This is a genomic window from Roseomonas sp. 18066 (assembly GCF_902706185.1).
Lineage (GTDB): Bacteria > Pseudomonadota > Alphaproteobacteria > Acetobacterales > Acetobacteraceae > Pseudoroseomonas.
Map to the genome: position 1 here is coordinate 1 of NZ_CACSJM010000025.1, position 25,302 is coordinate 25,302.

The 25,302-nt window shown below is 72.5% G+C and carries 22 protein-coding genes, 2 other RNA genes and 1 pseudogene; 6 read left to right on the forward strand and 19 right to left on the reverse strand.

Features of this window, described 5'->3' with window-relative positions; all coding sequences use genetic code 11:
• From GVN67_RS07435 to GVN67_RS07460, 6 genes and pseudogenes are all read right to left on the reverse strand, one after another.
• Window positions 1–722: pseudogene (locus GVN67_RS07435) on the reverse strand (hypothetical protein); the annotation flags it as partial.
• Window positions 722–1,702 (reverse strand): 16S rRNA (cytosine(1402)-N(4))-methyltransferase RsmH, encoded by a 981-nt coding sequence (gene rsmH, locus GVN67_RS07440; protein WP_235035082.1) that lies wholly within the window; start codon window positions 1,700–1,702, stop codon window positions 722–724. The gene rsmH and the pseudogene GVN67_RS07435, both read right to left, overlap by 1 nt.
• Window positions 1,699–2,169 carry a division/cell wall cluster transcriptional repressor MraZ gene (gene mraZ / locus GVN67_RS07445; protein WP_159994365.1) on the reverse strand — a complete coding sequence of 157 codons (471 nt, stop codon included), beginning with the start codon at window positions 2,167–2,169 and terminating at the stop codon, window positions 1,699–1,701. Before mraZ ends, rsmH begins: the two co-directional genes overlap by 4 nt.
• A gap of 287 nt (window positions 2,170–2,456) precedes the next feature.
• Window positions 2,457–2,870, reverse strand: an RNA gene (gene rnpB / locus GVN67_RS07450) — RNase P RNA component class A.
• A 316-nt stretch (window positions 2,871–3,186) separates the two neighbouring features.
• Window positions 3,187–3,942 (reverse strand): N-acetylmuramoyl-L-alanine amidase, encoded by a 756-nt coding sequence (locus GVN67_RS07455; RefSeq protein ID WP_235035083.1) that lies wholly within the window; start codon window positions 3,940–3,942, stop codon window positions 3,187–3,189.
• Window positions 3,939–4,700, reverse strand: a complete 762-nt coding sequence (locus tag GVN67_RS07460; RefSeq protein ID WP_159994367.1) for a TerB family tellurite resistance protein — start codon at window positions 4,698–4,700, stop codon at window positions 3,939–3,941. The genes GVN67_RS07455 and GVN67_RS07460 overlap by 4 nt, the downstream gene beginning before the upstream one ends.
• Window positions 4,701–4,944: 244 nt before the next feature.
• Between GVN67_RS07460 and GVN67_RS07465 the strand changes: the two genes are divergently transcribed.
• Window positions 4,945–6,093 carry a hypothetical protein gene (locus GVN67_RS07465; RefSeq protein ID WP_159994369.1) on the forward strand — a complete coding sequence of 383 codons (1,149 nt, stop codon included), beginning with the start codon at window positions 4,945–4,947 and terminating at the stop codon, window positions 6,091–6,093.
• Here the strand turns inward: GVN67_RS07465 and GVN67_RS07470 are convergent.
• Complete coding sequence (locus GVN67_RS07470) at window positions 6,090–6,593, reverse strand: winged helix DNA-binding protein (protein ID WP_159994371.1); 504 nt, start codon at window positions 6,591–6,593, stop codon at window positions 6,090–6,092. The two genes, GVN67_RS07465 and GVN67_RS07470, sit on opposite strands and share 4 nt — an antisense overlap.
• A 72-nt stretch (window positions 6,594–6,665) precedes the next feature.
• Here GVN67_RS07470 and GVN67_RS07475 point away from each other — a divergent pair, with 72 nt between their 5' ends.
• Together GVN67_RS07475 and GVN67_RS07480 are read left to right on the forward strand one after the other, a co-directional pair.
• Window positions 6,666–10,298: a hydantoinase B/oxoprolinase family protein gene (locus GVN67_RS07475; RefSeq protein ID WP_159994373.1), complete on the forward strand. Its 3,633-nt coding sequence runs from the start codon at window positions 6,666–6,668 to the stop codon at window positions 10,296–10,298.
• Between the two features lie 23 nt (window positions 10,299–10,321).
• On the forward strand, window positions 10,322–13,312 hold the full coding sequence (locus GVN67_RS07480; protein WP_159994375.1) for an AsmA family protein: 2,991 nt from the start codon (window positions 10,322–10,324) through the stop codon (window positions 13,310–13,312).
• Between the two features lie 17 nt (window positions 13,313–13,329).
• Here GVN67_RS07480 and GVN67_RS07485 read toward each other — a convergent pair whose 3' ends face one another.
• The 8 genes from GVN67_RS07485 to GVN67_RS07520 all read right to left on the reverse strand — a co-directional run bounded on the left by GVN67_RS07485 (window position 13,330) and on the right by GVN67_RS07520 (window position 19,166).
• Window positions 13,330–13,551 carry a ribbon-helix-helix domain-containing protein gene (locus GVN67_RS07485; RefSeq protein ID WP_159994377.1) on the reverse strand — a complete coding sequence of 74 codons (222 nt, stop codon included), beginning with the start codon at window positions 13,549–13,551 and terminating at the stop codon, window positions 13,330–13,332.
• A gap of 217 nt (window positions 13,552–13,768) precedes the next feature.
• Window positions 13,769–14,128, reverse strand: coding sequence for a hypothetical protein (locus GVN67_RS07490; RefSeq protein ID WP_159994379.1), 360 nt, complete (start codon window positions 14,126–14,128; stop codon window positions 13,769–13,771).
• A 177-nt stretch (window positions 14,129–14,305) separates the two neighbouring features.
• Complete coding sequence (locus tag GVN67_RS07495) at window positions 14,306–14,710, reverse strand: VOC family protein (protein WP_159994381.1); 405 nt, start codon at window positions 14,708–14,710, stop codon at window positions 14,306–14,308.
• The gene (locus tag GVN67_RS07500) at window positions 14,710–15,120 is read right to left on the reverse strand and encodes a RidA family protein (protein WP_159994383.1); all 411 of its coding nucleotides are present in this window, start codon (window positions 15,118–15,120) and stop codon (window positions 14,710–14,712) included. The genes GVN67_RS07495 and GVN67_RS07500 overlap by 1 nt, the downstream gene beginning before the upstream one ends.
• Before the next feature lie 5 nt (window positions 15,121–15,125).
• A complete protein-coding gene (locus tag GVN67_RS07505) occupies window positions 15,126–16,769 on the reverse strand; it encodes a fumarate hydratase (RefSeq protein WP_159994443.1) in 1,644 nt (547 codons plus the stop codon).
• A gap of 284 nt (window positions 16,770–17,053) precedes the next feature.
• Complete coding sequence (locus tag GVN67_RS07510; protein WP_159994385.1) at window positions 17,054–17,584, reverse strand: SspB family protein; 531 nt, start codon at window positions 17,582–17,584, stop codon at window positions 17,054–17,056.
• Window positions 17,585–17,750: 166 nt separating this feature from the next.
• Window positions 17,751–18,083, reverse strand: a transfer-messenger RNA (tmRNA) gene (ssrA, locus tag GVN67_RS07515).
• Between the two features lie 3 nt (window positions 18,084–18,086).
• Window positions 18,087–19,166, reverse strand: coding sequence for a glycerol dehydrogenase (locus GVN67_RS07520; RefSeq protein WP_159994387.1), 1,080 nt, complete (start codon window positions 19,164–19,166; stop codon window positions 18,087–18,089).
• 273 nt (window positions 19,167–19,439) lie between these two features.
• Between GVN67_RS07520 and thyX the strand changes: the two genes are divergently transcribed.
• The 3 genes from thyX to GVN67_RS07535 are packed head-to-tail and all read left to right on the forward strand — an operon-like array spanning window position 19,440 to window position 20,954.
• Window positions 19,440–20,378, forward strand: a complete 939-nt coding sequence (gene thyX / locus GVN67_RS07525; protein ID WP_159994389.1) for an FAD-dependent thymidylate synthase — start codon at window positions 19,440–19,442, stop codon at window positions 20,376–20,378.
• Window positions 20,379–20,399: 21 nt separating this feature from the next.
• Window positions 20,400–20,705, forward strand: coding sequence for a hypothetical protein (locus GVN67_RS07530; protein ID WP_159994391.1), 306 nt, complete (start codon window positions 20,400–20,402; stop codon window positions 20,703–20,705).
• 3 nt (window positions 20,706–20,708) lie between these two features.
• A complete protein-coding gene (locus GVN67_RS07535; protein ID WP_159994393.1) occupies window positions 20,709–20,954 on the forward strand; it encodes a hypothetical protein in 246 nt (81 codons plus the stop codon).
• Window positions 20,955–20,961: 7 nt separating this feature from the next.
• Here GVN67_RS07535 and GVN67_RS07540 read toward each other — a convergent pair whose 3' ends face one another.
• The 4 genes from GVN67_RS07540 to GVN67_RS07555 form a co-directional block, all read right to left on the reverse strand.
• Entirely contained in the window at window positions 20,962–21,873 is a 912-nt protein-coding gene (locus GVN67_RS07540; protein WP_159994395.1) for a lysophospholipid acyltransferase family protein, read from the reverse strand.
• Window positions 21,870–23,264 carry a cytochrome P450 gene (locus GVN67_RS07545; RefSeq protein ID WP_235035090.1) on the reverse strand — a complete coding sequence of 465 codons (1,395 nt, stop codon included), beginning with the start codon at window positions 23,262–23,264 and terminating at the stop codon, window positions 21,870–21,872. Before GVN67_RS07545 ends, GVN67_RS07540 begins: the two co-directional genes overlap by 4 nt.
• An 85-nt stretch (window positions 23,265–23,349) precedes the next feature.
• Window positions 23,350–23,949, reverse strand: a complete 600-nt coding sequence (locus GVN67_RS07550) for a hypothetical protein (RefSeq protein WP_159994397.1) — start codon at window positions 23,947–23,949, stop codon at window positions 23,350–23,352.
• A gap of 97 nt (window positions 23,950–24,046) precedes the next feature.
• Window positions 24,047–25,198 (reverse strand): Mrp/NBP35 family ATP-binding protein, encoded by a 1,152-nt coding sequence (locus tag GVN67_RS07555; protein ID WP_159994399.1) that lies wholly within the window; start codon window positions 25,196–25,198, stop codon window positions 24,047–24,049.
• Between the last annotated feature and the right edge of the window lie 104 nt (window positions 25,199–25,302).

Consider the following 25,302-nt stretch of genomic DNA (forward strand, 5'->3'; position numbering starts at 1 on the left):
GGCGCGGGGGCCGCGCGGCGGACCGGCGGCTCGGCGCGGTTGGCGGCCAGCGAGACGGTGGCGCGCGGCTCGGGGCGCTCCACGGGGCGTTCCGCGGGGCGCTCCACCACGCGCGCCTCGGCCCGCGGCTCGATCCGCGGCGGTGGCGCCGGGGCGTGGACGACACGCGGCTCGGGGCGGGCTTCCTGGCGCGGCTCGGCCCGGGGCTCGGCCCGCGGCTCGACACGGGCGACGCGCACCGGCTCGGGCCGCGATTCGGGGGCCGGCGCCGCGGCGGCGACGGCGCGCGCCGCCGGCATGGCCGCGACCACGGCGGTGGGGGCGGCGACGGCAGCGCCGGCCACCACCGCGGCGACCGCGCGGCCGCCCGGCGTCGCATTGGCCACCGCCGTGTTCGGCGCCGAGCCGAACAGGCTGACCGGCCCGGCGAAGGCCATCGCCTGCGGCAGCCGGCGCTCCAGATCGGCCATGCGCAGGAACTGCGCCGGCGCCATGGTCTCCAGCGCCAGGTGCTGCTGCGTCACCTGGCGCAGCCGCTCCGGCTCGTTCAGCAGCGCCCATTCGGCCCGCAGCACCTGGCTGCGCTCGCGCGCCACCTCGATGCGCTTGCTCACGTCACGCAGCTCGCGGTCCAGCTGGGTCGCGACCTCCTCGGCCCGGTAGACGTGCCAGCCGACCAGGCTGAAGGCGGCGATGGCGAGCACGGTCAGGGGGCGGAACATCAGGCCGTCTCCAGTTTCTCAAGCGCCCGAAGCCGGGCAGAGCGGGCGCGCGGATTGACCGAGAGCTCGGCCTCCCCGGGACGCTGCGCATTGTTGGTCACGAGGCGGAAGCCGGCCTGGCGCGTGGTGCCGAGCAGCGCGGAAGGGTCGTGGCGCGAGGTGCCGGGGGCGCGGCCGGCGGCGTTCTGCATGAAGCGCTTGACGAGGCGGTCTTCCAGCGAATGGAAGGCCACCACCACCAGCCGCCCGCCCGGGGCGAGCAGCGCGGCGGCGGCGGCCAGGCCGCGCTCGACCTCGCCCAGCTCGTCATTGACCTTCAGCCGCAGCGCCTGGAAGGAGCGGGTGGCGCTGTCGATGCCGGAAGGGTCGCGCGGCATCACCGAATGGATGATGGAGCGCAGCCGGCCGGTGCTCTCGATCGGCTCCGCCTTGCGGGCGGCGACGATGGCGCGGGCGATGCGGCGCGACTGCCGCTCCTCGCCCAGCTCCCAAAGGATGGTGGCGATCTCGGCTTCCGGCAGGCGGTTGACCAGGTCGGCGGCCGAAGGGCCGGCCTTCTCCATCCGCATGTCGAGCGGCCCGTCGAAGCGGAAGGAGAAGCCGCGCTCGGCCTGGTCGATCTGGAAGGAGGAGACGCCAAGGTCGAGCACCACGCCGTCGAGCTGCGTCACGCCGCGCTCGGCCAGCAGCTCGGCCATCTCGCCGAAGCGACCCTCGACCAGCTGCAGCCGCGGCGCGTAGGCGGCGGCCAGCGGGGCGCCGCGGGCGATGGCGTCGGGGTCGCGGTCGGTGGCGTAGAGGGTGCAGCCGGCCGCCTGCAGGATGGCGCGGGCATAGCCGCCGCCGCCGAAGGTGCCGTCCAGATAGGTGGCGCCGTCGCGCGGGGCCAGGGCCTGCAGCACCTCGGCCAGCATCACCGGCACATGGCCCGGATTCGGGCCGGGATCGGCGGGCAGGGCCTGGGTCATGGGGTCGGTCATTCGGCGGCGCCCGGACGGGCGGCGACACCCGGCAGGGTCAGGCCGCGCTCGCGGGCGCGGGCCCGCGCCTCGTCGGTTCGACGCTTGGCCGCGGCCGGCTCCCACAGCTGGAAGATGCGGCCTAGGCCCACGAAAGCGATCGTCTCGCCCAGCCCTGCATGGGCGATGAGCTCCTCGGGCAGCATGATCCGGCCTTCACCATCGGGACGCATCGGCCAGGCATCGGCGAAGAGAGCCGCCGCCATGTCGTCCTGCGCGTCAGAGAAAATGTCGTAATTGTCGAGGCCGCCGCTCATCGCCTCGAAAGCCGGCAGCGGCCAGGCCTCGATGCAGGCCATGCGATGCGACGGCCGCAGCACCACTTCCTCGGTGCCCAGCCGGGTCAGCTCCGCGCGGAAGGGTGCAGGGACGGAGACCCGTCCCTTGCGATCCAGCCGATTGGTGTGAGTTCCCATGAACCGGGTCATCGAGCCGCCCTGTCCCCCTGCGGCGGTGATCAACGTCAGCGATCAGGGAAGCGGCCGGCGGGGCCCCCCGACCCCGCCAGCTCACCCGACCATCCCCTAAACCGACCTTTCGCCCCCCCGAGCTACGGATCGTTCATGGGATGCCATGGGATATCATGGGTTCTCTCTGGGCAGCAAGGGTAAAACCCGATGTAAGCCCAGGCTCAAAAGCTGAGAAAACAGGAATCTAGCGCGTGGAGTGCCACGACGGTGTCATCACTGCTCGGTTTGTGAGGGATTCGGGAAATTGCGTCAGACGGCCTGTAAGCCGGGTTCTGTCCATCCCTCCGGCAAGCCGTCAGGATGAGGCGACCATTCCTCTGGGACATGCCTCGCGGCATGCCTCTCGCGGCCAACCCGGGCGGCAGGACGGGAAACGTCCCTGCGGTCGAGTCCCTCGCAGGACTTCCGCTGGCCACCCCTATTCGGCCTTGCTCCCGGTGGGGTTTACCGTGCCGCCCCTGTTGCCAGGGGCGCGGTGCGCTCTTACCGCACCGTTTCACCCTTACCAGCGCGGCAAGCCGGGCTGGCGGTCTGATTTCTGTGGCACTTTCCCTGAGGTCGCCCTCGCTGGCCGTTGACCAGCACCGTATTCCCGTGGAGCCCGGACTTTCCTCCAACCCTGGAACCTGTCCAGAGCCAGCGGCCGCCCAGCCATCTGACGCGGGGCGGCATGTGCGCTGTCACGCGGGTGGCGTCAATGGGAAAGCATCAAGGATTTCAGGGAAGAGAAGAATTGGACGGTTGGGGGAAGAATGAATTCTTCCCCCAAGCCCCCATCATTCTTTTTTTGTTAACGGCGGTTGGCCGGCCAGCGCCTCGCCGGAGCCGTCGCCAGGGCATCCCGGCGGGACGTATTTTGGCGGCTGAGTGCTGCGTCCCGCGTCGAAGGCTTGGGCGCGGCAGCACTGACAGAAAGAAGAAGGGGTCCAGGGGAATTCATTCCCCTGGCCTGCCCCTGTCTTCTCTGCAGGGCTCTTACTTCCCGACCATCTCCGCCACCGCCGCGAGTCGCCGCAGCGTCCCCGCATCGGCGCGGCCGGTGATGGCTTCCTGGCGCCAGTGGCGCTGGAAGGCGGTCAGCACCGTGCCCAGGGCCAGGCCGTCCAACGGAAAGCCGATTCGCCCCAGCAATTGCCTCGCTTGCGCCTCGGCGTCGGCGGCGGCGGACAGGTCGCGGCCGTCCACCTCGGGCCACAGCCCGATCCCGAGGCCGGCTAGGCCCTGCCAGTCGAACAGCTCGCCCGGGTCTTCCTTGCGGTCCGGGGCGACGTCGCTGTGGCCGACCACGTTGCGCGGTGGAATCGGGTGGCGGCCGAGGATCTCCAGGCAGAGCTCGGCGACGGCGGCCATCTGCAGCGCGGGGAAGGGGCGGTAGCCCCATTCATGGCCGGGATTGACGATCTCGATGCCGATGCTGCGGGCGTTCAGCAGGCTGTGGCCGCGCCAGAAGGAGGCGCCGGCATGCCAGGCGCGGCGTTCCTCCGGCACCAGGCGCCAGACCAGCCCGTCCTCCTCCACCAGGTAGTGGCAGGAGACCGGGCGCAGCGGCGCGGGCGGGGCCGGGTCGCACAGCCGGTCGAGCGCCGCGGCGGCCGATTGCATGCCGGTATAATGCAGCACCAGCGTGTCGACCGGCGTGCCCTCGGGCCGGGCGTCGTGGTTCGGGCTGGGGCGGTCGCGGCAGGGCAGGGCGGGCAGCGCGTCGGGACGGTCGCCGGCGGCTGCCGTCACAGCCCCCGCTCCCGCTTGATGCGGTCCCAGGCGGCGTTGATCTCGGCGACCCGGGTGGAGGCGCGGCGCATCAGCGCCTCCGGCACGCCGCGGGCGGCCAGGCTGTCGGGGTGGTGCTCGCGCATCAGCTTGCGCCAGGCCAGCCGCACCTCCTCGTCGGTCGAGCCCGGGGCGACGCCGAGCACGGCATAGGCGTCGGGGCTTGCCGGCTGCGGCGGCGGCGCGGCGCGGCCGGCGCTGGCGCGCTCGCCGCTGGCCTCGTCCAGGCGGAAGGCCTGGCGGGTCTTGGCCAGGAAGATGGCCTCGCCGCGGGTCATCGGCCCGTCGGCGCGGGCGATGTGGTGGAGGGCGGACAGCACCTCCTCCAGCATCGGCTTGTTGTCGTTGAAGGCCTCGCCCATGCGGGCGGCGAAGGGCTCGTAGCCGCCCGAATCCTCGCGCGCCTTGTCGAACAGCAGCCCGACCTCGCGCTGGTTCTCGACCGGGATGCGGAAGGCGCGCTTGAAGGCGTCGATCTCCTCGCGCTTCACCGGGCCGTCGCACTTGGCCAGCTTGGCGGAGAGCACGATGACGCCGATCGAGAACAGCTGGTCCTTGTTGGTGATGCGCGCCAGCGCCTCGGGCCGGGCGTCGATCTCCGGCGTCTGGGTGTTGCCTTCGTCGGCGGCATGGCCGAGGGCGGCCCCCACCACGGCGCCGAAGGGCCCGCCCATGGCGAAGCCCGTCATGCCGCCCAGAATCTTGCCCCAGATGCTCAAAGGCGCTCCGTCTTCCCGGCCCCGCGCCATGGCGGAAGGCATGATGTCCAGCATGGCAGATGGCGGGGTGCTTGTCGCGCGCCAGCCTCGCGGCCGGGCGATTGATAGGCGGCGGACCCTGGCGATACAATGACCATCATGCGCGCTGCCCCCACCCTGGCCGCCACCCCGGTTCAGGCAGGCCATCCTGGCCGCCGCGCCTGACGCGACGCGGCCCGCGGCCGGCCTGCTCGACACCGCCGCGGTGGTCGACGGCCTGGCCTGCCGGCAGCGCCGCCTGCCCGACCATGTGCTGGATTTCTTCGCCGGCGGGCCCTGCCTGGTGGTGGTCTTCGAGGATGCCCGCGGCCCGGTGCTGAAGCCCGATCCGCTGCGCGACGTGCCCGGCGCCCGCTTCCTGCGGCGCGAGGGGCATTCGGTGCTGGCGGTGAAGACGCTGCGGCGCGACTGGTTCCGGGGCGCGGCGCTGTGGCAGGCGATGCGGGACCTGGCGGCGGCGGGGTTCTTCGCCGGCTTCGACCGGGTGGTGTTCCACGGGTCGAGCATGGGCGGCTATGGCGCGCTGGCCTTCTCGGCGCTGGCGCCGGGCGCGCTGGTGCTGGCCTATGCGCCGCAGACCACGCTGGACCGGCGGCGGGTGCCCTGGGACACGCGCTATCCGGTCGGCAGCGCCGAGGACTGGTCGGACCCGCTGAGCGACGCGGCGGTGGCGGCCGCCGGCGCGGCGCGGGTGGCGGTGGTCTTCGATCCTTTCGAGCGCAGCGACGCGCGGCATGTGGCGCGGCTGGGCACCGCCAACTTGCTGGCGCTGCCGCTGCCCTTCTGCAGCCACCTGCCGGCCGCGGCGCTGCAGGGCTTCGGCCAGCTGCGCCCGGTCTGGCGCGGCTTCCTGGACGGCACGCTGACCGGGCAGGGCTTCGCCCGGCTGGCGCGGGGGCGGCGGGGCCTGGCCGGGCACTGGCTGCATTTCGGCCAGAGGGCGCGCGCGCCGGCGGTGAAATTCGCCTGCCTGGCGCGGCTGGAGGCGATCGAGCCGGCCAGCGCCGAGGCGCTGCTGCTGCGCGCGGAGGCCTCGCTGGCGGTGGGCGACGCGGTGGCGGCCGAGGCGGCGGCACGCCAGGGCCTGGCGCTGCGGCCGGATCTGCGCGAGCTGATCGACCGGCTGGTGGAAGCGCTGGAGCGGCAGGCGCGGCCGGCCGCGGCGCGCGACCTGGCGCTGGCGGCGCTGGCGCGCTTCCCGCGGCATGTGCCGCTGGTGCTGGCGGCGGCGCGGCTGCATGTCGCGCTGGGCGAGGTGGCGGCGGCGCGGGAACTGGCGCGATCCGCCTTCGCCGCGCAGCCGGGGCAGGGCCGGCTGCAGCGGTTGCTGCGCCAGCTGGAGGCGGCGTCCTAAAGCGTCGCCGAGGTCCGCGCCGCCTGCTCGTAGAAGCCAGAGAGGCTGCGCAGCACGGCGGCCAGCTCCGACAGCTTCTGCGCCTCTGGCCCGTGGGTGGCGACGGTGCCGGCCAGCAATTCCTCGCGGATCGCGGCGTAGCGGTCGCAGAAGGCGCGGCCGGCCTCGGTGATGGCCACCACCTTCTCCTTGCCGGCGCGGCCGGCGGCGACCAGGCCCAGCTTTTCCAGCTTGCGCAGCGCATAGGTCAGCAGGTGCATGTCGTCGATGGCCAGCGCCAGCGCGATCTCCGCCTGGCGCTTCGGCCGGTCGCGGTGGCGGGTGGTGTTCAGCACCACCACCTCCAGCGCCGAAAGGCCGGGCTGGCCGGCCGCGGTTGCGCAGCCGGTCATCCAGCGGTGATAAGCCGCGCCCAGGATGTTCAGCCCATACTCCACCTCGGACAAGGCAGGGGAGGCACCGGCGGCCAGGTGGGCGGCGGAGACGAGGGGCGCGCGCATGGCCCCGACATTGACGCTTTATCGACAAATCGTCAATGTCGATCGGCAACGGTTGCGAAGGGTCGAGGGATCATGGCGGGCTGGCAGTTCTGGGTCGATCGCGGCGGCACCTTCACCGACATCGTCGCCCGCGATCCCGCGGGGCGGCTGTCGACGTCCAAGCTGCTGTCCGAGAATCCCGACCGCTACAGCGACGCGGCGGTGGCCGGCATCCGCGCGTGCCTCGGGCTGGGGGAGGGCGAGGCGATCCCGCCCGGCACCATCGAGGCGGTGAAGATGGGCACCACGGTCGCCACCAACGCCCTGCTGGAGCGCAAGGGCGAGCGGGTGCTGCTGCTGGTCAATCCGGGCTTCGCCGATGCCCTGCGCATCGGCAACCAGGCGCGGCCGCGGCTCTTCGACCTCGATGTCCGGCTGCCGTCGCTGCTGCATGCGCGCGCCGTCGAGATCGGCGGGCGCCTGGCCGCCGATGGCGCCGAGGTCGCGGCGCTGGACGAGGACGCCGCCCGCGCCGCGCTGCGGGCCGGCTTCGACGACGGCTTCCGGGCGGTCGCCATCGTGCTGATGCATGCCTGGCTGGAGCCGGCGCATGAACGCCGCCTCGGCGAGATCGCGCGGGAGGCCGGCTTCACCCAGGTCAGCCTCAGCCACCAGGCCAGCCCGCTGCCGCGCATCATCCCGCGCGGCGACACCACGGTGGTGGATGCCTATCTGTCGCCGATCCTGCGCCGCTATGTGGAACAGGTGGCGGCGCAGCTGCCCGGCGTGCCGCTGTATTTCATGCAGAGCTCCGGCGGGCTGACGCTGGCCGAGACCTTCCAGGGCAAGGACGCGATCCTGTCAGGCCCCGCCGGCGGCATCGTCGGCGCGGCGCGCACCGCCGCCATGGCGGGAATCGACAAGATAATCGGGTTCGACATGGGGGGGACGAGCACCGATGTCGCCCTCTATGCCGGCCAGTTCGAGCGCGCCTTCGAGACGGTGGTGGCCGGGGTGCGGATGCGCGCGCCGATGATGGCGATCAACACGGTGGCGGCGGGCGGCGGCTCGATCCTCAGCTTCGACGGCGCCCGCTTCCGCGTGGGGCCGGAAAGCGCCGGCGCGGTGCCGGGCCCGGCCTGCTATCGCCGCGGCGGCCCGCTGACGGTGACCGACGCCAATGTCATGGTCGGCAAGATCCAGCCGGCGCATTTCCCGCCGATCTTCGGGGCTGGCGGCGACGCGCCGCTGGACGATGCGGTGGTGCGCGCGAAATTCGAGGTCCTGGCGGCGGAGATCGCCGCGGCCACCGGCCAGCCCGCGCAGGATCCGCGCGCCGTCGCCGAAGGCTTCCTGCGCATCGCGGTGGCGAACATGGCCCAGGCGATCAAGCAGGTCTCGATCCAGAAGGGCCATGACCCGGCCGGCCATGCGCTGGCCTGCTTCGGCGGCGCCGGCGGCCAGCATGCCTGCCTGGTCGCCGATGCGCTGGGCATGGAGACGGTCTTCATTCATCCCTTCGCCGGGGTGCTCTCCGCCTATGGCATGGGGCTGGCGGATCAGAGCGTCATCCAGGAAGCCGCCATCGAGGCGCCGCTGGCCGCCGAAGGCATGCCCGCGCTGGCGCAGAAAGTCGCCGAGCTGACCGAGGCCGGCCGCGCCGCGCTGCTGGCCCAGGGGGCGGAGGCCTCGCGGCTGAGCGCCGCGCCGCGGCTGCATCTGCGCTATGCCGGCACCGATTCCTTCCTCGCCATTCCCTTCGGCGACCACGCGACGCTGCTGGCGGCGTTCACCGCGGCGCATCGCCGCCGCTTCGGCTTCGCCACCCCCGACCGCCCGGTGCTGGTCGAGGCCTGCATCGTCGAGAGCATTTTCGCCGGCGAGGCGGTGGCCGAGCCGGCGCTGGCCCCGCGCGGCGCCGGCGAGACGCTGGCGGCGCTGGCCCGCGTGGCCCTTTTCACCGGCGGCGCGGCCGTCGAGGCCCCGGTGCTGGACCGCGACGCCCTGCGCGCCGGCGACCGCATCCCCGGCCCGGCGCTGATCCGCGAGAGCACGGCGACCACCGTGGTCGAGCCCGGCTGGACCGCCGAGGTCACCCCGCTGAACCACATGATCCTGCGCCGCACCGAGGCGCGGCCCGGCCGGGTCGATGCCAGCGATGCCAGCCGCCCCGACCCGGTGATGCTGGAGCTGTTCAACAACCTGTTCATGAGCATCGCCGAGCAGACCGGCACCGTGCTGCAGAACACTTCTCTTAGTGTGAACATCAAGGAGCGGCTCGACTTCTCCTGCGCGCTGTTCGACGCGGAAGGGCGGCTGGTGGCCAACGCCCCGCATGTGCCGGTGCATCTGGGCGCCATGGGGCAGAGCGTGCGCACGGTGATCGACAGCCGCGGCGCCAGCCTGAAGCCCGGCGACGTGGTGGCGCTGAACAACCCCTATAACGGCGGCACGCATCTGCCGGACATCACCGTCATCACCCCGGTCTTCGACGCGGCCGGACAGGAAATCCTGTTCTTCGTCGGCTCGCGCGGGCACCACGCCGATATCGGCGGGCTGACCCCGGGCTCGACGCCGCCCGAATCGGCGGTGCTGGAGGAGGAAGGCGTGGTCATCGACGATTTTCTGCTGGTCGATGGCGGCGAGCTTCAGGAAGCGGGCTTCCGCGCCCTGCTGAGGGATGCGACATATCCGGCGCGCAGCCCGGATGTGAACGTGGCCGATATCAAGGCGCAGATCGCCGCCAACGAGACCGGCGTGCAGGAGCTGACCCGCGCGGTGGCGCAATTCGGCCTGGAGACCGTGCAGGCCTATATGCGCCACGTGATGGACAATGCCGAGGAGGCGGTGCGCCAGGTGCTGGACCGGCTGGAGGATGGCCGCTTCGACTACCGCATGGATGACGGCGCGCCGCTGGTGGTCGCGGTGCGCGTCGACCGTGAAGCGCGCCGGGCGACCATCGACTTCACCGGCACCGGCGCGCAGAGCACAGGCAATTTCAACGCGCCGCCGGCGGTGACGCGGGCCGTGGTGCTGTACTGCTTCCGCTGCCTGGTCGGCGGCGATATTCCGCTCAACGATGGCTGCCTGGTCCCGCTCGACATCATTCTTCCCGATGGCTCCTTCCTGTCGCCCCGGCCGGGGGCGGCGGTGGTGGCCGGCAACACCGAGGTCAGCCAGGCGACGGCCAACGCGCTGCTGGCGGCGCTCGACGCCTGCGCCGGGGCGCAGGCCACGATGAACAACCTGCTCTTCGGCGATGCGCGCTATCAGTATTACGAGACGGTCTGCGGCGGCGTCGGCGCCGGGCCCGGCTTCGACGGCGCATCGGCGGTGCAGACCCACATGACCAACACCCGCATGACCGACCCGGAGATCCTCGAGCTGCGCTACCCGGTGCGGCTGGAGGAATTCGCCATCCGCCGCGGCTCGGGCGGCGCGGGACAGTGGCGCGGCGGCGACGGGGCGCGCCGGCGCATCCGCTTCCTGGCGCCGATGCAGGCGATCGTCGTCGCCTCGCGCCGCGAGGTCGCGCCGCATGGGCTGCATGGCGGCGCCGATGGCGCGCCCGGCCGACAATGGGTGGAGAAGCTGGACGGCAGCATCGCGCCGATGGGCGGCCGCGACCGCGCCGAGCTCGCCGCCGGCGAGGTGCTCGGCCTCGAGACCCCGGGCGGTGGCGGCTGGGGTATCCCCTGTGGTGAGCCGGAGCATCGCGCAGCTTGAGCCCGACGCCCGCCGGATCGTCCTTGCCCGCCGAAGCCCGCCGGCCGTCGCGCCTGCTGCGCGTCGGCGTCGGCGCGCTGCTGCTGCTGCCGGTGCTGCTGCTGGCCGCCCTCTGGTACGGGCCGCGCTTCACCGACTGGAACGAGCATCGCGACCGGCTGGCGATCCTGGCGGCCGGGCGGCTGGGCCAGCGGGTGACGCTGGCCGGGCCGGTGCAGCTGACCCTGCTGCCGCAGCCGATGCTGGAGGCCGGCGGCGTCACCATCGGCGGCCCCGACGACGATATCTCGGTCACCGCGCGGGCGCTGCGGCTGCGGCTCGACCTGCCGGCGCTGCTGGGCTTCCGGCTGGAACCGCGCGAGGTGGCGCTGGTCGGCGCCGAGGTGCGGCTGCCCTGGCCGCCGGTGCCGGCCGGCGGCCAGCCCTTCCGCCCGCCGCCCTGGCTGACCGGGCTGCAGGGCCGCATCCAGGATTCGCGCATCATCATCGGCCAGGTGGTGCTGGAGCGGGTCGATGCCGACCTGGCCGCCGTCACCGCCAGCGAGGCGCTGCGCATCCAGGGCCGCTTCCGCTGGCGCTCGACCGACGTCAATTTCGACACCACCCTGGGCCGCGCCGGCTGGGACGGCATCGCGCCGCTGGCGCTGACCCTGTCGGCCGCCCGCGCCTCCGCCTCGGCCAGCGGCGTGCTGCTGCCGGAAGGCGGCTTCGAGGGCACGGTGCAGGGCGGCGGCAGCGATCTGGCCGCCCTGCTGCCGGCGCCGACGGGCAGCTTCCGGCTGCGCGGGCGGCTGTCCGTCACCGCCGACCTGCTGACCGCCGACGAGCTGACGCTGGATCTCGCCGGCAGCCCGGCGCGCGGGGCGGCGACCCTGCGGCTGGTGCCGGCGCCGCGGCTGGACCTGTCGCTGGTCACCGGCAAGATGGAGCTCGACCCCTGGGTCGCGGCGCTGCGCGGGGCGGGGTCGCTGCCGCTGCCCTTCGGCCTGGACCTCTCGGCCGAGGCGGCGGGCTTCCGCGGCATGACGCTGCGCCGGCTGCGCGGCGCCGCCTTCCTGGAAGGCGACCGGCTGACGCTGACCGATATCGGCGCCGTGCTGCCGGGCGAGACCGAGATCGAGCTGTCGGGCACCACCACCACCATCCGCCCCGCCGCCGCGGCCAATGGCGCGGCCCCGGCCGCCAGCGCGCCCGCCACCCCGGCGCCGGCCGCCACGACCGCCCCGGGCGGGCGGCTGGAGGCGGCGCTGCGCTTCCGCGGCGCCACGCTGCGCGCCACGCTGCAGGCGCTGGGCCTGCCGATGGAAGGCATCGAGCCGACCCGGCTGCGCGAGGCCGAGGGCCGGCTGCGGCTGACGCTGGACGACAACCAGCTGGCGGTGCCGGAATTCACCGGCATCATCGATGGCGGCCGCGTCTCCGGCGCCGGCGTGCTGCGCTTCGGCGCGCGCCCGGCGCTCGGCCTCGGGCTGAATGTCGAGAAGCTGCCGTTGGATGGCTGGATGCCGCCGGGGACGCTGGCGCAGCTGGGCTGGGCCGGCCTCGCCCAGCGCCTGGCCGGGATGGACGCCAATCTGCGCCTTTCGGCCGAGCAGGCCAGCTGGCAGGGGCTGGCGATCCAAGGCCTGTCGGCCGATGCCGCGCTGGAGAATGGCCGGCTGACCGCGCGCCGCCTGTCGGGCCGCGTCGCCGGCAGCGAGATCGCGCTGTCGGGCGTCGCCCAGCTCGGCGCCACCCCGCGGCTGACCGACCTGGCGCTGGAGCTCGCCGCGCCGAGCGCGGCGCCGCTGCTGGCGCTGCTGCCCGGCAATGGCGGCGGCTGGCCGGGCAACCTGCCGCTGGCCAATGCCGCCGTCTCGCTGCGGCTGTCGGGCAGCGGGCCGGCCAATGCCGTGGCGCTGCGCGGCGGCTTCGATCTCGGCGACCTGAAGGGCGAGCTGAACGGCGCCCTCGACCTCGGCCTGCCGCGCTATGCCGGCAGCGTCACGCTGCGCCATCCCGGCGCGCCGCGGCTGCTGACCGAGGCCAGCGGCCTGACCCCGCCGCCCTGGCTGGGCGAGGGTTCGCTGTCACTGATCAGCACGCTGGCGTTGACCCCGCAGGAGCTGTCCGCCGACAGCTTCGACCTGGTGGCGGCAGGCCTGCGGCTGGGCGGGCAATTGGCGCTGACCCGGCTGGACGGGCTGCCGCGGCTGGCGGGCAGGCTCGCGGCCGAGCGGCTGCCGCTGCCTCTGCTCGACCTCGGCTCGCGCGAGCCGCTGCGGCTCGACTGGCTCGGCGCGCTGGAGGCCGAGCTGGCGCTGGCGGCGCAGCACCTGGAGCCCGCCGGCCTGCCCGAGCTGACCCAGGCGGCGGCGACGCTGCGGCTGCGCAACCGGGTGCTGGAGCTGGAGGGGCTGGAGGCGCAACTGGCCGGCGGCCGGCTGCAAGCCTCGCTGCGGCTCGACGGCGCCGCCAGCCCGCCGGCCCTGGCGCTGGAGACCAGGATGACCGGCGTCGGCGTGAACGCGCCGCTGGCCGGTCTGCCGCTGGACCTGACCGCCGGAAGGCTGGAGGCCGAGGCCAGCCTGCGCGCCAGCGGCCACAGCACGGCGGCGCTGCGGGCGACGCTGGCGGGGCAGGGGCGGATCGCGCTGCGCGACGGGGTGCTGGCCGGCGTCGACCTGCGCGGCGCCTATGCGGCGGCCGAGCGCGAGGTCTCGCCGGCGGCCGAGGCGGCGCTGCGGGCGGCGCTGCTGGGCGGGGCCACCGGCTTCGAGGCGGCGGATGTGACGCTGCGGCTGCAGGCCGGGCGCGCGGTGCTGGAGGAAGGGCGGATGGCCATGGCGGAGACGCCCGGCGCCAGCCTGAGCGGCGAGCTCGACCTGGCGCGCGGCGGGCTGGACCTGCGCCTGGCGCTGGCCGAGGCCGATCCGCAGGCGCCCTCGATCGGGCTGCGGCTCAGCGGGCCGCTGCGCGATCCGCGCCGGGTGGTGGAGCTGGCCGACTGGCTGCGCTGGCGGGCGGCGCGGTAAGGCCTGGCGCCGGGGCCTCAGCCCTGGCTGCGGCGCAGCGCCTCGACGCGCAGGGCGCTGGCCAGCGGCAGGTCGGGCTCGGCGCGGCCGGCATCGATGCGCTGCACCAGCGCCGACAATGTCAGCCCGTCCGCCTGGGACAGCCGTTCCAGCGCGGTCCAGAAGGGTGCCTCCAGCGCGACGCTGGTGCGGTGCCCCGCCAGGGTGAAGGAGCGCTTCAGCAGATGTCGTCCCGTCATCCAACCCCCCTTTGGTTGGTGGTCGCCCGTGACCATCAGGCAGTTTGCCGGACAATCATGGCGCAGCTTTGGTAACGACAAGGCTTCACGGTGGCGGGGGCAATGGTGCCTCGGCCGCCGGAAGCGCGGGCCGGGCAGGATGCAGCGGGCATGAAAAAGGCCGGGGAAGCAGCTTCCCCGGCCTGCACGACTCGCTAGCGTCCCGGTCCGGGCCGGCTTACCAGCCGTAATAGTGGCGCGGCGGCGGGGCGTAGGGCGGCGCGTAATAGGCCACCGGCGGCGGCGCGTAATAGGCGACCGGGGGCGGCGGCGGCGGGGCGTAATAGGCCACCGGCGGCGGCGGCGCGTAATAGGCGACGGGCGGCGGCGGCGGCGCGTAATAGGCGGGCGGCTGCGAGGCGATGGCGCCGCCGACCAGGGCGCCGACCGCCAGGCCGCCGATGATTCCGGCCGCGACCGCGCCGCCGCCACCACCGCCGCGGCGGTGCCAGTCCCCGGCCTCGGCCGAGGGGGCTGCGAGGCTCAGCGTCATGACGGCGGCGCCGGCCAGAATCAGAGTGCGGATCGAGTTTTTCATGTCGCCCTCCGGGCTTGATGCCAGGGAGTATAGCACCGAAGCGCGCCAGATTATGGCGGAGGCAGGGTCAGATCGTGGCCGAAACCCTGGCCCATCGTCCCGATCAGACAATGATATATCGGGGTAAAACAAGCGCTGGCGGCGCAGGATACCGTCCCGCGCCGCCCGGCCCCGGCGTCAGGCGCGGGCGCCGTAGGTGGCGAGCTCGATCAGATTTCCGTCAGGGTCGCGGCAATAGACCGAGGTGATCGGGCCGAGCGCGCCGGCCTTGGCGACCGGGCCCTGCTCGATGGTGACGCCGCATTCATGCAGATGGGCGACGACGTCCTGGGCGGTGACGGCGACGACGAAGCACAGGTCCTGGCAGCCGGGCGCGGCGGCGGGGCCGGTGAACCAGTCCTCCTGCGTCGCGGTCAGCGGCCGCAGGTTGATCTTCTGGCCGCCGAATTTCAGCGCGGTGCGGCGGCCCTCGCCGAAGGTGTCGCGGTCCATCCCCAGCACGCGCTGGAACCAGGAGGCGGTGATCTCCACGTCCCGGCAGGTGATCACGAGGTGGTCCAGCCGGTCTACCGCGAAGCGCATCAGTCCTGTCTCCCGGAAAAATCGGCCCCCGCGCCGATGCGCGCGGTGACCTCGATCTCGATCCGCATGGCGTCGGTCTGCAGCCCGGCATGCATCAGCGTCGATGCCGGGCGGGCATTGCCCAGCCAGCGGCGGGTCACCGGCCAGCAGGGCTCCCAGTCCTCGCGCCGCGGCACGATGTAGGTGACGCGCACCACGTCGTCCATGCTGGCGCCGGCCTGCGCCAGCGCCGCCTGGATGTTGCGGAAGGCCTGGTCGCATTGCGCGGCGACGTCGTCGGCGATGGCCATGGTGGCGTAGTCATAGCCGGTGGTGCCGGCGACATAGACGGTGTCGCCCGCCAGCACCGCGCGGGAATAGCCGATCTCCGCCTCGAAGCGGCTGCCGGAAGATATCAGGCGCTTCTGCACGCGGCTCACTCCAACCCGTCGTAGAAGTCGTTGCCCTTGTCGTCGACGACGATGAAGGCGGGGAAATCCTCGACCTCGATCTTCCAGACCGCCTCCATGCCGAGCTCCGGATATTCCAGCACCTCGACCTTGCGGATGCAGTCCTGCGCCAGCCGCGCCGCCGGGCCGCCGACCGAGCCGAGATAGAAGCCGCCATGCGCCTTGCAGGCGTTGGTCACCGCCTTGGAGCGGTTGCCCTTGGCCAGCATCACCAGGCTGCCGCCGGCCGCCTGGAAGGCCGCGACATAGCTGTCCATGCGCCCGGCGGTGGTGGGGCCGAAGCTGCCGGTGGGCAGGCCCGCGGGCGTCTTGGCCGGGCCCGCGTAATAGACCGGATGGTCCTTCAGGTATTGCGGCAGGCCCTCGCCGCGGTCGATGCGCTCCTGCAGCTTGGCGTGCGCGATGTCGCGGGCGACGACGATGGTGCCGTTCAGCGAGACGCGGGTCTTCACCGGATGCTTCGACAGCTCGGCGCGGATTTCTTCCATGGGCCGGTTGAGGTCGAGCTTGACGACCTCGCCGCCCAGGATCTCGTCGGTGGTCTCGGGCAGGAAGCGGGCCGGGTCATGCTCCAGCGCCTCGAGGAAGATGCCCTCCGGCGTGATCTTGGCCTTCACCTGGCGGTCGGCCGAGCAGGAGACGCCGATGCCGATCGGCAAGCTGGCGCCATGCCGGGGCAGGCGGATGACCCGGACATCATGGCAGAAGTACTTGCCGCCGAACTGGGCGCCGATGCCGAGCTGCTGGGTCAGCTTGTGCACCTCCTGCTCCAGCTCGCGGTCGCGCAAGCCATGGCCGGAGCGGTCGCCGGTCGCCGGCAGCTCGTCCAGGTAGCGGGTCGAGGCCAGCTTGACGGTCTTCAGCGTGGTCTCGGCCGAGGTGCCGCCGATGACGATGGCCAGATGGTAGGGCGGGCAGGCGCTGGTGCCCAGCGTCTTGATCTTTTCCTCGAGGAACTTCAGCAGCTTGTCCTTGTTCAGCACCGCGCGGGTCTGCTGAAAAAGAAAAGTCTTGTTGGCCGATCCGCCGCCCTTCAGGACGAACATCATGTGGAACTCGTCGGCCTTGTACTCGCCGGGCGAGGCATAGATGTCGAACTGCACCGGCAGGTTGTTGCCGGTGTTGACCTCGTCATACATCGAGAGCGGCGCCATCTGGGAATAGCGCAGGTTGGTCTCGGTATAGGTGCGGTGGACGCCGTAGGAGAGGGCCTCCTCCTCGTCGCCCTCGATCCAGACGCGCTGGCCCTTCTTGCCGAAGACGATGGCGGTGCCGGTGTCCTGGCACATGGGCAGCACGCCGCCGGCGGCGATCGAGGCGTTCTTCAGCAGGTCGAGCGCGACGAAGCGGTCATTGGCGCTGGCCTCGGGATCCTTGAGGATCTTTGCCAGCTGCTCGAGGTGGCCGGGGCGGAGGAAGTGGGACACTTCCTTGCAGGCGGTGAAGGCGAGCTCCTCGAGCGCCTTCGGCGAGACCTTGAGGACCTTCTTGCCCTCGACCTCGATCACCTTGACGCCGTCGATCTCCAGCTTGCGATAGACGGTCTTCTCCGGCCCCAGCGGCAGCATCGGGCTGTAGCGGAAGCTCTCCGGACGCTGCGACACCGGCATGCCGGCATCGGCTTCGGCATCCGGCGGGACGGTCGTGGAGTGATCGGCAGGGGACATGGTGACGCTCCGGGCAGGGCAGCGGGAACCGCAGGGGGTTTCTTGTCATCTCGCCGGGCGGCTGCAGGGGAGCAGGGCCGGCGATGCTGCCAGCAGTGGTAGCGCAGAGATCGGGGCAAACCAACCGGCTGGCTGCGCCATGCCGGGTTGCGTGGCGCACCGCCCGCCAGGGTGCCGCCGACGCAACGCCGTCGAGGCCCCATCGAGGGCCTCGACAACCGACAGAATCAATCGCGGGCGGGGCGGCGGCGGAAGGCGTCGAGGCTGACCACCTGGGCCGGGCCCTCGGGCTCGGCGCGCTCGGCCTCCGCCTCGGCGGGGAGGGGCAGGGGGGTGGCAGCCTGGTCGGATTCGTCGACGGCGGCCAGCGGCTCGGCCTCGGCCGAGGGGAAGCGCAGCCCGACCCGCACATAAGGATCCCAGAAGGCGGTGATGGCCGAGATCGGGATCACCAGCGTCGCGGGCACGCCGCCGAAGGACAGGCCGGCGGTGATGAAGTCCTTCTCGCGATTGACCTTCAGGTCCCAGAACTGGTGCTGCAGGACGATGGTCATCTCTTCCGGGTAGCGCACCTTGAGGTGGTTCGGAATCGCGACGCCGGGGCGGTCGGTGCGGAAGGTGACGTAGAAATGGTGCTCGCCAGGCAGGCCATGCTCGCCGGCATGCTCGAGGGCGCGGAGGGCGACCTCGCGCATCGCCTCCTCGGTCCAGCGGTCGTAGGGCAGCAGGCTCTCGACCTGCTTGGTGTCTTCGGTCATCAGATTACCCCGGCCGGACGCCGCCAGGTGGGGCGTCCCGATTGGCGGGCGTCAGCGGAGCCCGCACAGCACCGCAGAGCAATACCGGATGCGGCCCCCGGACGGAAAGTGGCCAGCCGATAAAATATGGCGCCGTCGATACGCGATGCGTGTCGAAAAAAGGAGAAATGGGGGGATTCTGTTGCCCGGTTCCCCCCGGACCGCGCTTACCTAGTGTTAGGCAGCGAGCGCCACGGTCTCGCGACCGTTATCGTTGGCACTTGTGAAATAGCCCGATGACGGCGGTACAATGCCGGGCAAAAGACATGGCTTTACCACGCGCGTCGAGCCTGTTTCGTCCCCGCAAGCGCCGCCCCACGATCCAGGGTCGGAAGATGCTGGTGGAGACGCCGGGCACTGCCCCCGGGTCCGCAACGCTTATTCCACATGCCGTTTATCACCATAGCCATCCGAGGATGGCATGACCGATATAGGCCGGCGCGCCGCGGAAATCCAGGGGCTGTCAGAGGCGCTGGCCGATGGCGTCGCCGGCCTTCAGCGCCGCGACCACGGCGGCCGGGCTGACCGGGTAGGGGGCGTTGTGGATGGTCTCGCCAGGGGCGCAGGCGGCGGTGGCGGCCTGCAGCAGCTCGGCGTCGCTGGCCTCGCCCAGGCCGATGCCGGCCAGCGTCGTGGGCAGGCCGATCGCGGCGCAGAAGCCATAGACCTCCTCGACCAGGGCCGGCGGGCGGCCGCCCAGGATGGTCAGCGCCTGGGTGCCGATGGCGACCTTCTCGCCATGCCAGAAGGCGTGGGTGCCGTGCAGCCGGGTCAGGCCGTTGTGGATGGCATGCGCCGCCGACAGCCCGCCGCTCTCGAAGCCCAGGCCGGAGAGCAGGGTATTGGCCTCGATGATGCGCTCCAGCGCCGGGGTGACGACCTGGCGCTCGCAGGCCCGCAGCGCCTGCTCGCCATATTCCAGCAGGGTGTCGTAGCAGAGCCGGGCCAGCGCATGGGCGGCAGCACCCCCGGGACGGCCGGTCATGTTGCCGGCGCCCTTGACCCGGGCATCCTCGGCCTCGAACCAGGTGGACAGCGCGTCGCCCATGCCGGCGACCAGGAAGCGCGGCGGGGCGGCGGCGATCAGCGCGCTGTCGACCAGCACCGCTTGCGGGTTCTGCGGCAGGAAGAGGTAGCGCAGGAAGGCGCCCTCGGGGGTGTAGATCACCGACAGCGCGCTGCAGGGCGCATCCGTCGAGGCCAGCGTCGGCACCACGATGACGGGAACGCGCAGCGCATGGGCCAGGGCCTTGGCGGTGTCCAGCGCCTTGCCGCCGCCGATGCCGATGATCAGGTCGCTGCCCTTGGCCGCGGCGATGGCCCGCAGCCGGGCGATCTCGGGGTCCGAGCATTCGCCGCCGAAGGCTTCCCGCGCGAGGGGCAGGTCATCGATGGCGTCCAGCTGCGGCGCCACCAGCCCGGCGACGGCGCGGTCGACCAGGGCCAGGGGCGCCTTGCCGAGGCGGGCGGCTTCCTCGCCCAGCAGGCCGAGGGCGCCGGCACCCTGGACATAGCGGCCCGGGAAGATCGAGGTGGTGATCATTGCTTTTCGTCCATTCAATCCATGACCAGTCCTTCATGCGCCGGGCGCGCGAGGCCGGCCTTGCGGCAGATCATGCTGGGGGGGATTTCCGGATCACGGGGCGGTGAGGGGATACTATTGGCGTTTGGCAAGACGTGCTGGCGTGACGCTGTGATGTCGTGCAGCCATGACGCAGCGCCGCGGCTGTGGCGCGGTGTTGCTTGACAAGCTACAAGCGCGCCCGCGCCGCCGGCCCGCTCCGGCGGCCCGTTTTCTTACTCCCCGGGGATTCGCATGGCGCTCACGACGGCACAGCTTCAGGAACTTGCAGAGGCGCAGTCGGCCCGTGCCGAGACCCGCCGCCCGACCGTGCCGGCGCTGGAAAAGATGCTGTTCGAGGCGCTGCCGGTGCTCGACCACGGCTTCGTCCGGGTGATCGACTATATGGGCGACGACGCCGCGGTGGTGCAGGCCGCCCGCGTCTCCTATGGCCGCGGCACCCGCGCCGCCAACGAGGATCGCGGCCTGATCCGCTATCTGATGCGGCATTGGCATTCGACCCCCTTCGAGATGTGCGAGGTCAAGTTCCACGTCAAATTGCCGATCTTCGTGGCGCGGCAGTGGATCCGGCACCGGACCGCCAACGTCAACGAATACTCGGCGCGCTATTCGATCATGGACCGCGAGTTCTATATCCCGGCGCCGGAGCAGCTGGCGGCGCAGTCGGCCAGCAACCGCCAGGGCCGCGGCGAGGTGCTGCAGGGCGCCGAGGCCGAGGAGGTGATGGCGCTGCTGCGGCGCGACGCCAGCCAGACCTACGACCACTACGCCCAGATGCTGAACGAGGGCGAGGACGGGCAGCCGGCCGATCCCTCCCGCCAGGGCCTGGCGCGCGAGCTGGCGCGGATGAACCTGACGCTGAACACCTATACCCAGTGGTACTGGAAGACCGACCTGCACAACCTGCTGCATTTCCTGCGGCTGCGGGCGGATGCGCATGCGCAGTACGAGATCCGCGTCTATGCCGAGGCGATGATGCAGGTGCTGGAAGCCTGGGTGCCGACCGTCGCCGAGGCGTTCCGCGACTACCGCCTGGGCGCGGTCACCCTGTCGTCGCAGATGCTGGAGGTGACCCGGCGGATGCTGGCTGGCGAGGCCGTCGAGCAGGGCGGCAGCGGGCTGTCGAAGCGGGAATGGCGCGAGCTGATGGAGATGCTCGGCCGCGAGGCCTGAGCCGCCGCGCCGGGCCCCGCCATGGCCGTGCCGCCTGTCCCGCGCCAGAAGGCGTCGCGTCCCGCCCCGGCGCGGGCGGCGGCTGCGCGCGGCAAGGGCGGCGGCCGGCGCAGCCTTCGACAAATCCTGGTCGAATTCCCCTGGCGCCGGTGGCTTGCCGTCCTCATCTGCGTGGCGGTGCTGCTGGTGGGGGTGCCGCTGGCGGTGGCGCTGGTGGGCGACCTGGGGGCGTTGCTGCTGCTGGTGGGGGTGGGCGGTTTCGCGCTCGGCCGGGCCACGGCGCCGCGTCCCGTGCCGCCGCCGCCGCGACGCAAGGGGAAGGGTTGAGCGATGCTCTGGCTGCTGTTGATCGTGCTGCTGGTCCTTGGCTTTCCGATGATGCTGCTGTTTGCCGCGCTGTCGGTCAGCCTGTGGCTGGTGGGCGCCGTGCTGGGCCTGGTCTGGGCGGTGCTGACCTTCCTGCTGCATGACGCCGCCATCGCGCTGCTGGTCGTGGCCGCGCTCTATCTCGGCTACCGCATGGGCCAAAAACGCCAGGTAGAGCAGCGCCAGGCTGGGCAGCGCCGCATCCCCTGAGACGCCGCTACCGGTCGCGGCGGAGCAACAGTAAAAAATACCAGTCGGGCAGGAAGCGCAGGATGACCGGCGCCAGCCGGGCCTCGAGTGCTGCCACCCGGGCCTCCAGCGGCGCGGCGTCGGAAAATTCCAGCGGCGGCGCCAGCACCACGCGGAAGCGGCCCGCCGGCAGCCTCTCGACATGGCCAGGGAAGACCAGGGCACCGGTCATCGCCGCCAGGCGGCAGGCCAGCCCGATATTGCCGGTCTGCGTCGCTGTGCGCCCGAGCCGCGGCGCCTGCACCCGGCCGCCCGAGAATTCATCGACGAAGATCAGCATGCATTCCTCGCCGGCGCGCAGCACGCGCAGCGCCTCGCGCGCGGCGAGGCGGTCCGGCGGGACGCAGCGCGTGCCCAGCCGGCTGCGCACCCGGATGGCCAGGCGATGGGTGAAGCGGTTGCGCGGCGGGGCGTAGATCATCGCGCAGGGCAGGCCCAGCCGCGCCAGGGCCGCCGGCAGCACCTCCCAGTTGGTGACATGCAGCCCGGCGATCAGGATCGGCCGGCCGGCGGCCCGCGCGGCCTGCAGCGCCGCCGCACCCTCCACCTCGACGCGGCCGGCGGGGCCCAGCCGCTCCAGCATGGCGAATTCGGCATGCACGGCGCCCAGGCTGCCGGCCATCCGCCGCAGCGCCGCCGGATTATCCACTAGGTCGGGGCGCAGAACGCGGAGATGCTCGCCGGCTCGGGCCAGGCGCATCGCCTGCAGCCGCGGCACCAGGCGGCGCCCGAGCCAGGACCCCACTGCGGTGACCGCCTCGACCGGCAGCAGCCGCAGCGCGCCATGCACCGCGACGTTGACCAGGCCGAGCGGCGCGTCGCGCAGCCAGTCGCGCCAGCCGCCGGGGATCGGCGGCGGCACGGCCCTGCGCGGCGTCACCGCCGGAAGATCTGCATCGGCAGGCTGTCGCCGGGCCGCAGCGTCAGCCGGCAGACCGGCTGCACGTCGACGCCGGGCTGCAGCCGCAGCCGGACATGCCGGGCCAGGGTCGCCAGGCACAGGATGGCCTCGGTCAGGCCGAAGGACAGGCCGGGGCAGATGCGTGGCCCGATGCTGAAGGGCACATAGGCGTATTTCGAGGGCGGCGCGCCGCCGCCGGGCAGCCAGCGTTCCGGCAGGAAATGGTCCGGCCGGTCCCACAGCCGCCGGTGGCGGTGCAGCAGCCAGGGCACCACCATGACGGTGGCGCCGGCGGCGACCGGCCGGGTGCCGATCTGGTCGGCCGCGACCGCGGTGCGGGCCTGCAGCGGCACCGGCGGATACAGCCGCAGCGTCTCCTCGATCACCGCCTTGGTGTAGGGCAGGTTGCGCAGGTCGCCCCATTGCGCCGGGCGGTCGGCGGGCAGCACGGCGTCCAGCTCGGCATGCAGCCGCGCCTCGACCTCCGGCGCCTGGGACAGCAGGAACCAGGCCCAGGCCAGGGTGTTGGCGGTGGTCTCATGCCCCGCCATGAACAGGGTGGCGGCCTCGTTGCGGAAGGCGACGGGCCCCATGCCCTCGCCGGTGGCGGTGTCGACCCCCTCGGCCATGGCGCGGATCAGCGAGGCCTCGCCGCCGCTGCCGCCCTGCATGATGTCGGCGATCAGGCGGTCGACCACCGCATGGATCCGCGCCGTGGCGCGCCGCGCCCGCAGCCAGCGCAGGTTGGGCAGCAGCTGGCCGAAGCCCAGCATCGACAGCAGGCTGATGGTCTCGATCGAGGCCTGGTACTCGGTGAAGGCCTCGACCACCGTCTGGGCGTTGCGGGCGCCGAGGTCGCGGCCGAACAGCGCCAGGCAGATGATCTTGGCGGTCAGCGCCGCCATGGCTTCCAGCGCGTCGACGCTGCCGCCATCCGGCAGCGCGGCCCAGGCCTCCCGCTGCTCCTGCGCCGCCTCCGACATCACCACCGCCAGCCCCGCCATGCGCGAGGCATGGGTGACCGGCGCCACCACCCGGCGGCGCTCCTTCCACAGCTTGCCTTCGCTGATGAACAGCCCGTCGCCCAGCAGCGGCGCCAGCGCGCGCTTCTGCTCGATCGATTTCGGGTGGTAGTTGGCCGCATGCTCGATGAAGGCGTGCTGCACGGATTCGGGGCTGTTGCAGACCACGATCTGCCGCCGCAGCACGGTGTAGGAGAACAGCTTCCACTCGAAGGCCCGGTCCGGCCAGACCGCCAGCAGGTTGCGCGAGGCCTCGCGCACGATCCTCAGCGTCGACAGCGCGCCGGAGGGGCGGGGCGGGTAGGGCGGAACATAGCCAGCATCCATCAGCAACTCCCGACCCGTCATGCCGGCCTCCGCACTAGCATGCTGCCAGAGGGATGTCGCGCTGCACAACGGTCGCGCCGCGCCAGGGCCGCGGGCCGCCGTGGCCCTATCTCGCGGCCCTGATCCGGCCCAGATCGAAGCGCTTCAGCAGCTCGGTCAGCTGATCGGCATTCGCCAGCCCCTCGCCCTCCAGCTTGATCAGGCTGCCGCCGCTGACCAGGGTGATCTCCCCCGATTTCTGCTCGGCGTCGAAGCGGAGCAGGGCGTTCTCGCCGCCGATGCGGATGCGCCGGTCGCCGGGCTGCATCATCATCGGGTTGGTGACCATGACCGACAGGCCCTGGACCATCGGCGAATCGGCCATGATCTGCGCCTTGATGCCGGCCTCGCCGGTGGCGCTGGCGTAGCGGCGCTCGACCATGACGCCGCCGCCCATCATCTGGCTGGCCAGGGCGGCGCCGGCATTGTCGGCCTCGGCCGGCTCCAGCGTCCAGCCGGCGGGGGCGGCCGGGAAGAAGGCCAGGAACTGCGCCCGGCGGCGGGAATCGACCTCGCGCAGCGCGTAGGTGAGCTCGGTGGCGGCGCCCTTCAGGTCGCCGGTGGCGTAGAGCTGGCGGGCGCGGTCGATGGCCTCCACGGCGTCGTCGGCGCGGGCGGGCAGGGCCGCGAGAAGCAGCAGGGCGGGCAGCAGCAGGCGGCGCAGCATGGCGGGCGCGGTTCCTCTGGGGGCTTTGGCCGCGGCAAGCTGGCCGCGCCCTCCGTCCCCGGGAAGGCCCGGGACCGTCACGCTTGCGAGACGGCGGTCACTCCACGACGAAGCGGGGCGCGGCGGCGGGGCGGCGCTGGCCCAGCTTCTCGCGCAGGCGCGCGGCGATCTGGCGGTAGGTCGCAGCCTCGTGGCTGTCGGGGCGGGCGCCGACGACGGGGGTGCCGGCATCCGACAATTCGCGGATCTCCAGCTTCAGCGGCAGCTCGCCGAGGAATTCCACCCCCATGCGCTCGGCCTCGGCCCGCGCCCCGCCATGGCCGAAGGGCTCGCTGCGATGGCCGCATTGCGGGCAGCAGTAGAACGACATGTTCTCAATCAGCCCCAGCACCGGGACCTGGACCTTCTCGAACATGCGGATGCCGCGGCGGGCATCGATCAGCGCCACGTCCTGCGGCGTCGAGACGATGACGGCGCCGGCCAGCGGCACGCGCTGGCTCATGGTCAGCTGGGCGTCGCCGGTGCCGGGCGGCATGTCGACCACCAGCACGTCCAGCTTCCCCCAGTCGACCTGGCCCAGCATCTGCTCCAGCGCGCCCATCACCATCGGGCCGCGCCAGATCATCGGCGTCTCCTGCTCGACCAGGAAGCCGATCGACATGGCCTTCAGGCCCCAGGCCTCGATCGGCTGGATGCGGCCCTCGGCGGAGCGTGGGCGGGCGCTGGTGCCCAGCATCTGCGGCAGGGAGGGGCCGTAGATATCGGCGTCCAGCAGGCCGACGGCGAGGCCCGAGGCCGCCATGGCCACCGCCAGGTTGACCGCGGTGGTCGACTTGCCGACGCCGCCCTTGCCGGAGGCGACGGCCAGGATGGCGCCGATATCGGGCAGCAGCATCTGGCCCTGGCCGGGGGTCGGGCGGGTGGCTCGGGCGGTCCCCGGGGCGGGGCCGTGCGAATGGGGCGCCGGCGGGGCCCCGGCCGCCGGCCCGGTCTGGATGTCGCGATGGGCGGTCAGGACGCAGGTGGCCGAGAGCACGCCGGGGACGCTGCCGGCGGCTTTTTCGGCGGCCGCGCGCAGCGGTTCCAGGGCGCGGGCGCGCTCGCGCGGCACGGCGAGGGCGAATTGCACCAGCCCGTCGCGGGCCGAGAGCCCCTGCAGCATGCCGTTGGCGACCACGTCCTGGCCGGTCGCCGGATCGCGCACCGAGGCCAGGGCTTGGCGCACGGTGGCCGCCAGAGTGTCGGACATCGCTTGAAAACCCCCTTCAGCCGGACAATATCGGCCCCGCCCCCGCTGGTTACGCTTTGCCCATGCATTGCGTCCGGCCCGGACAGGGCGACATATGGTCCGGC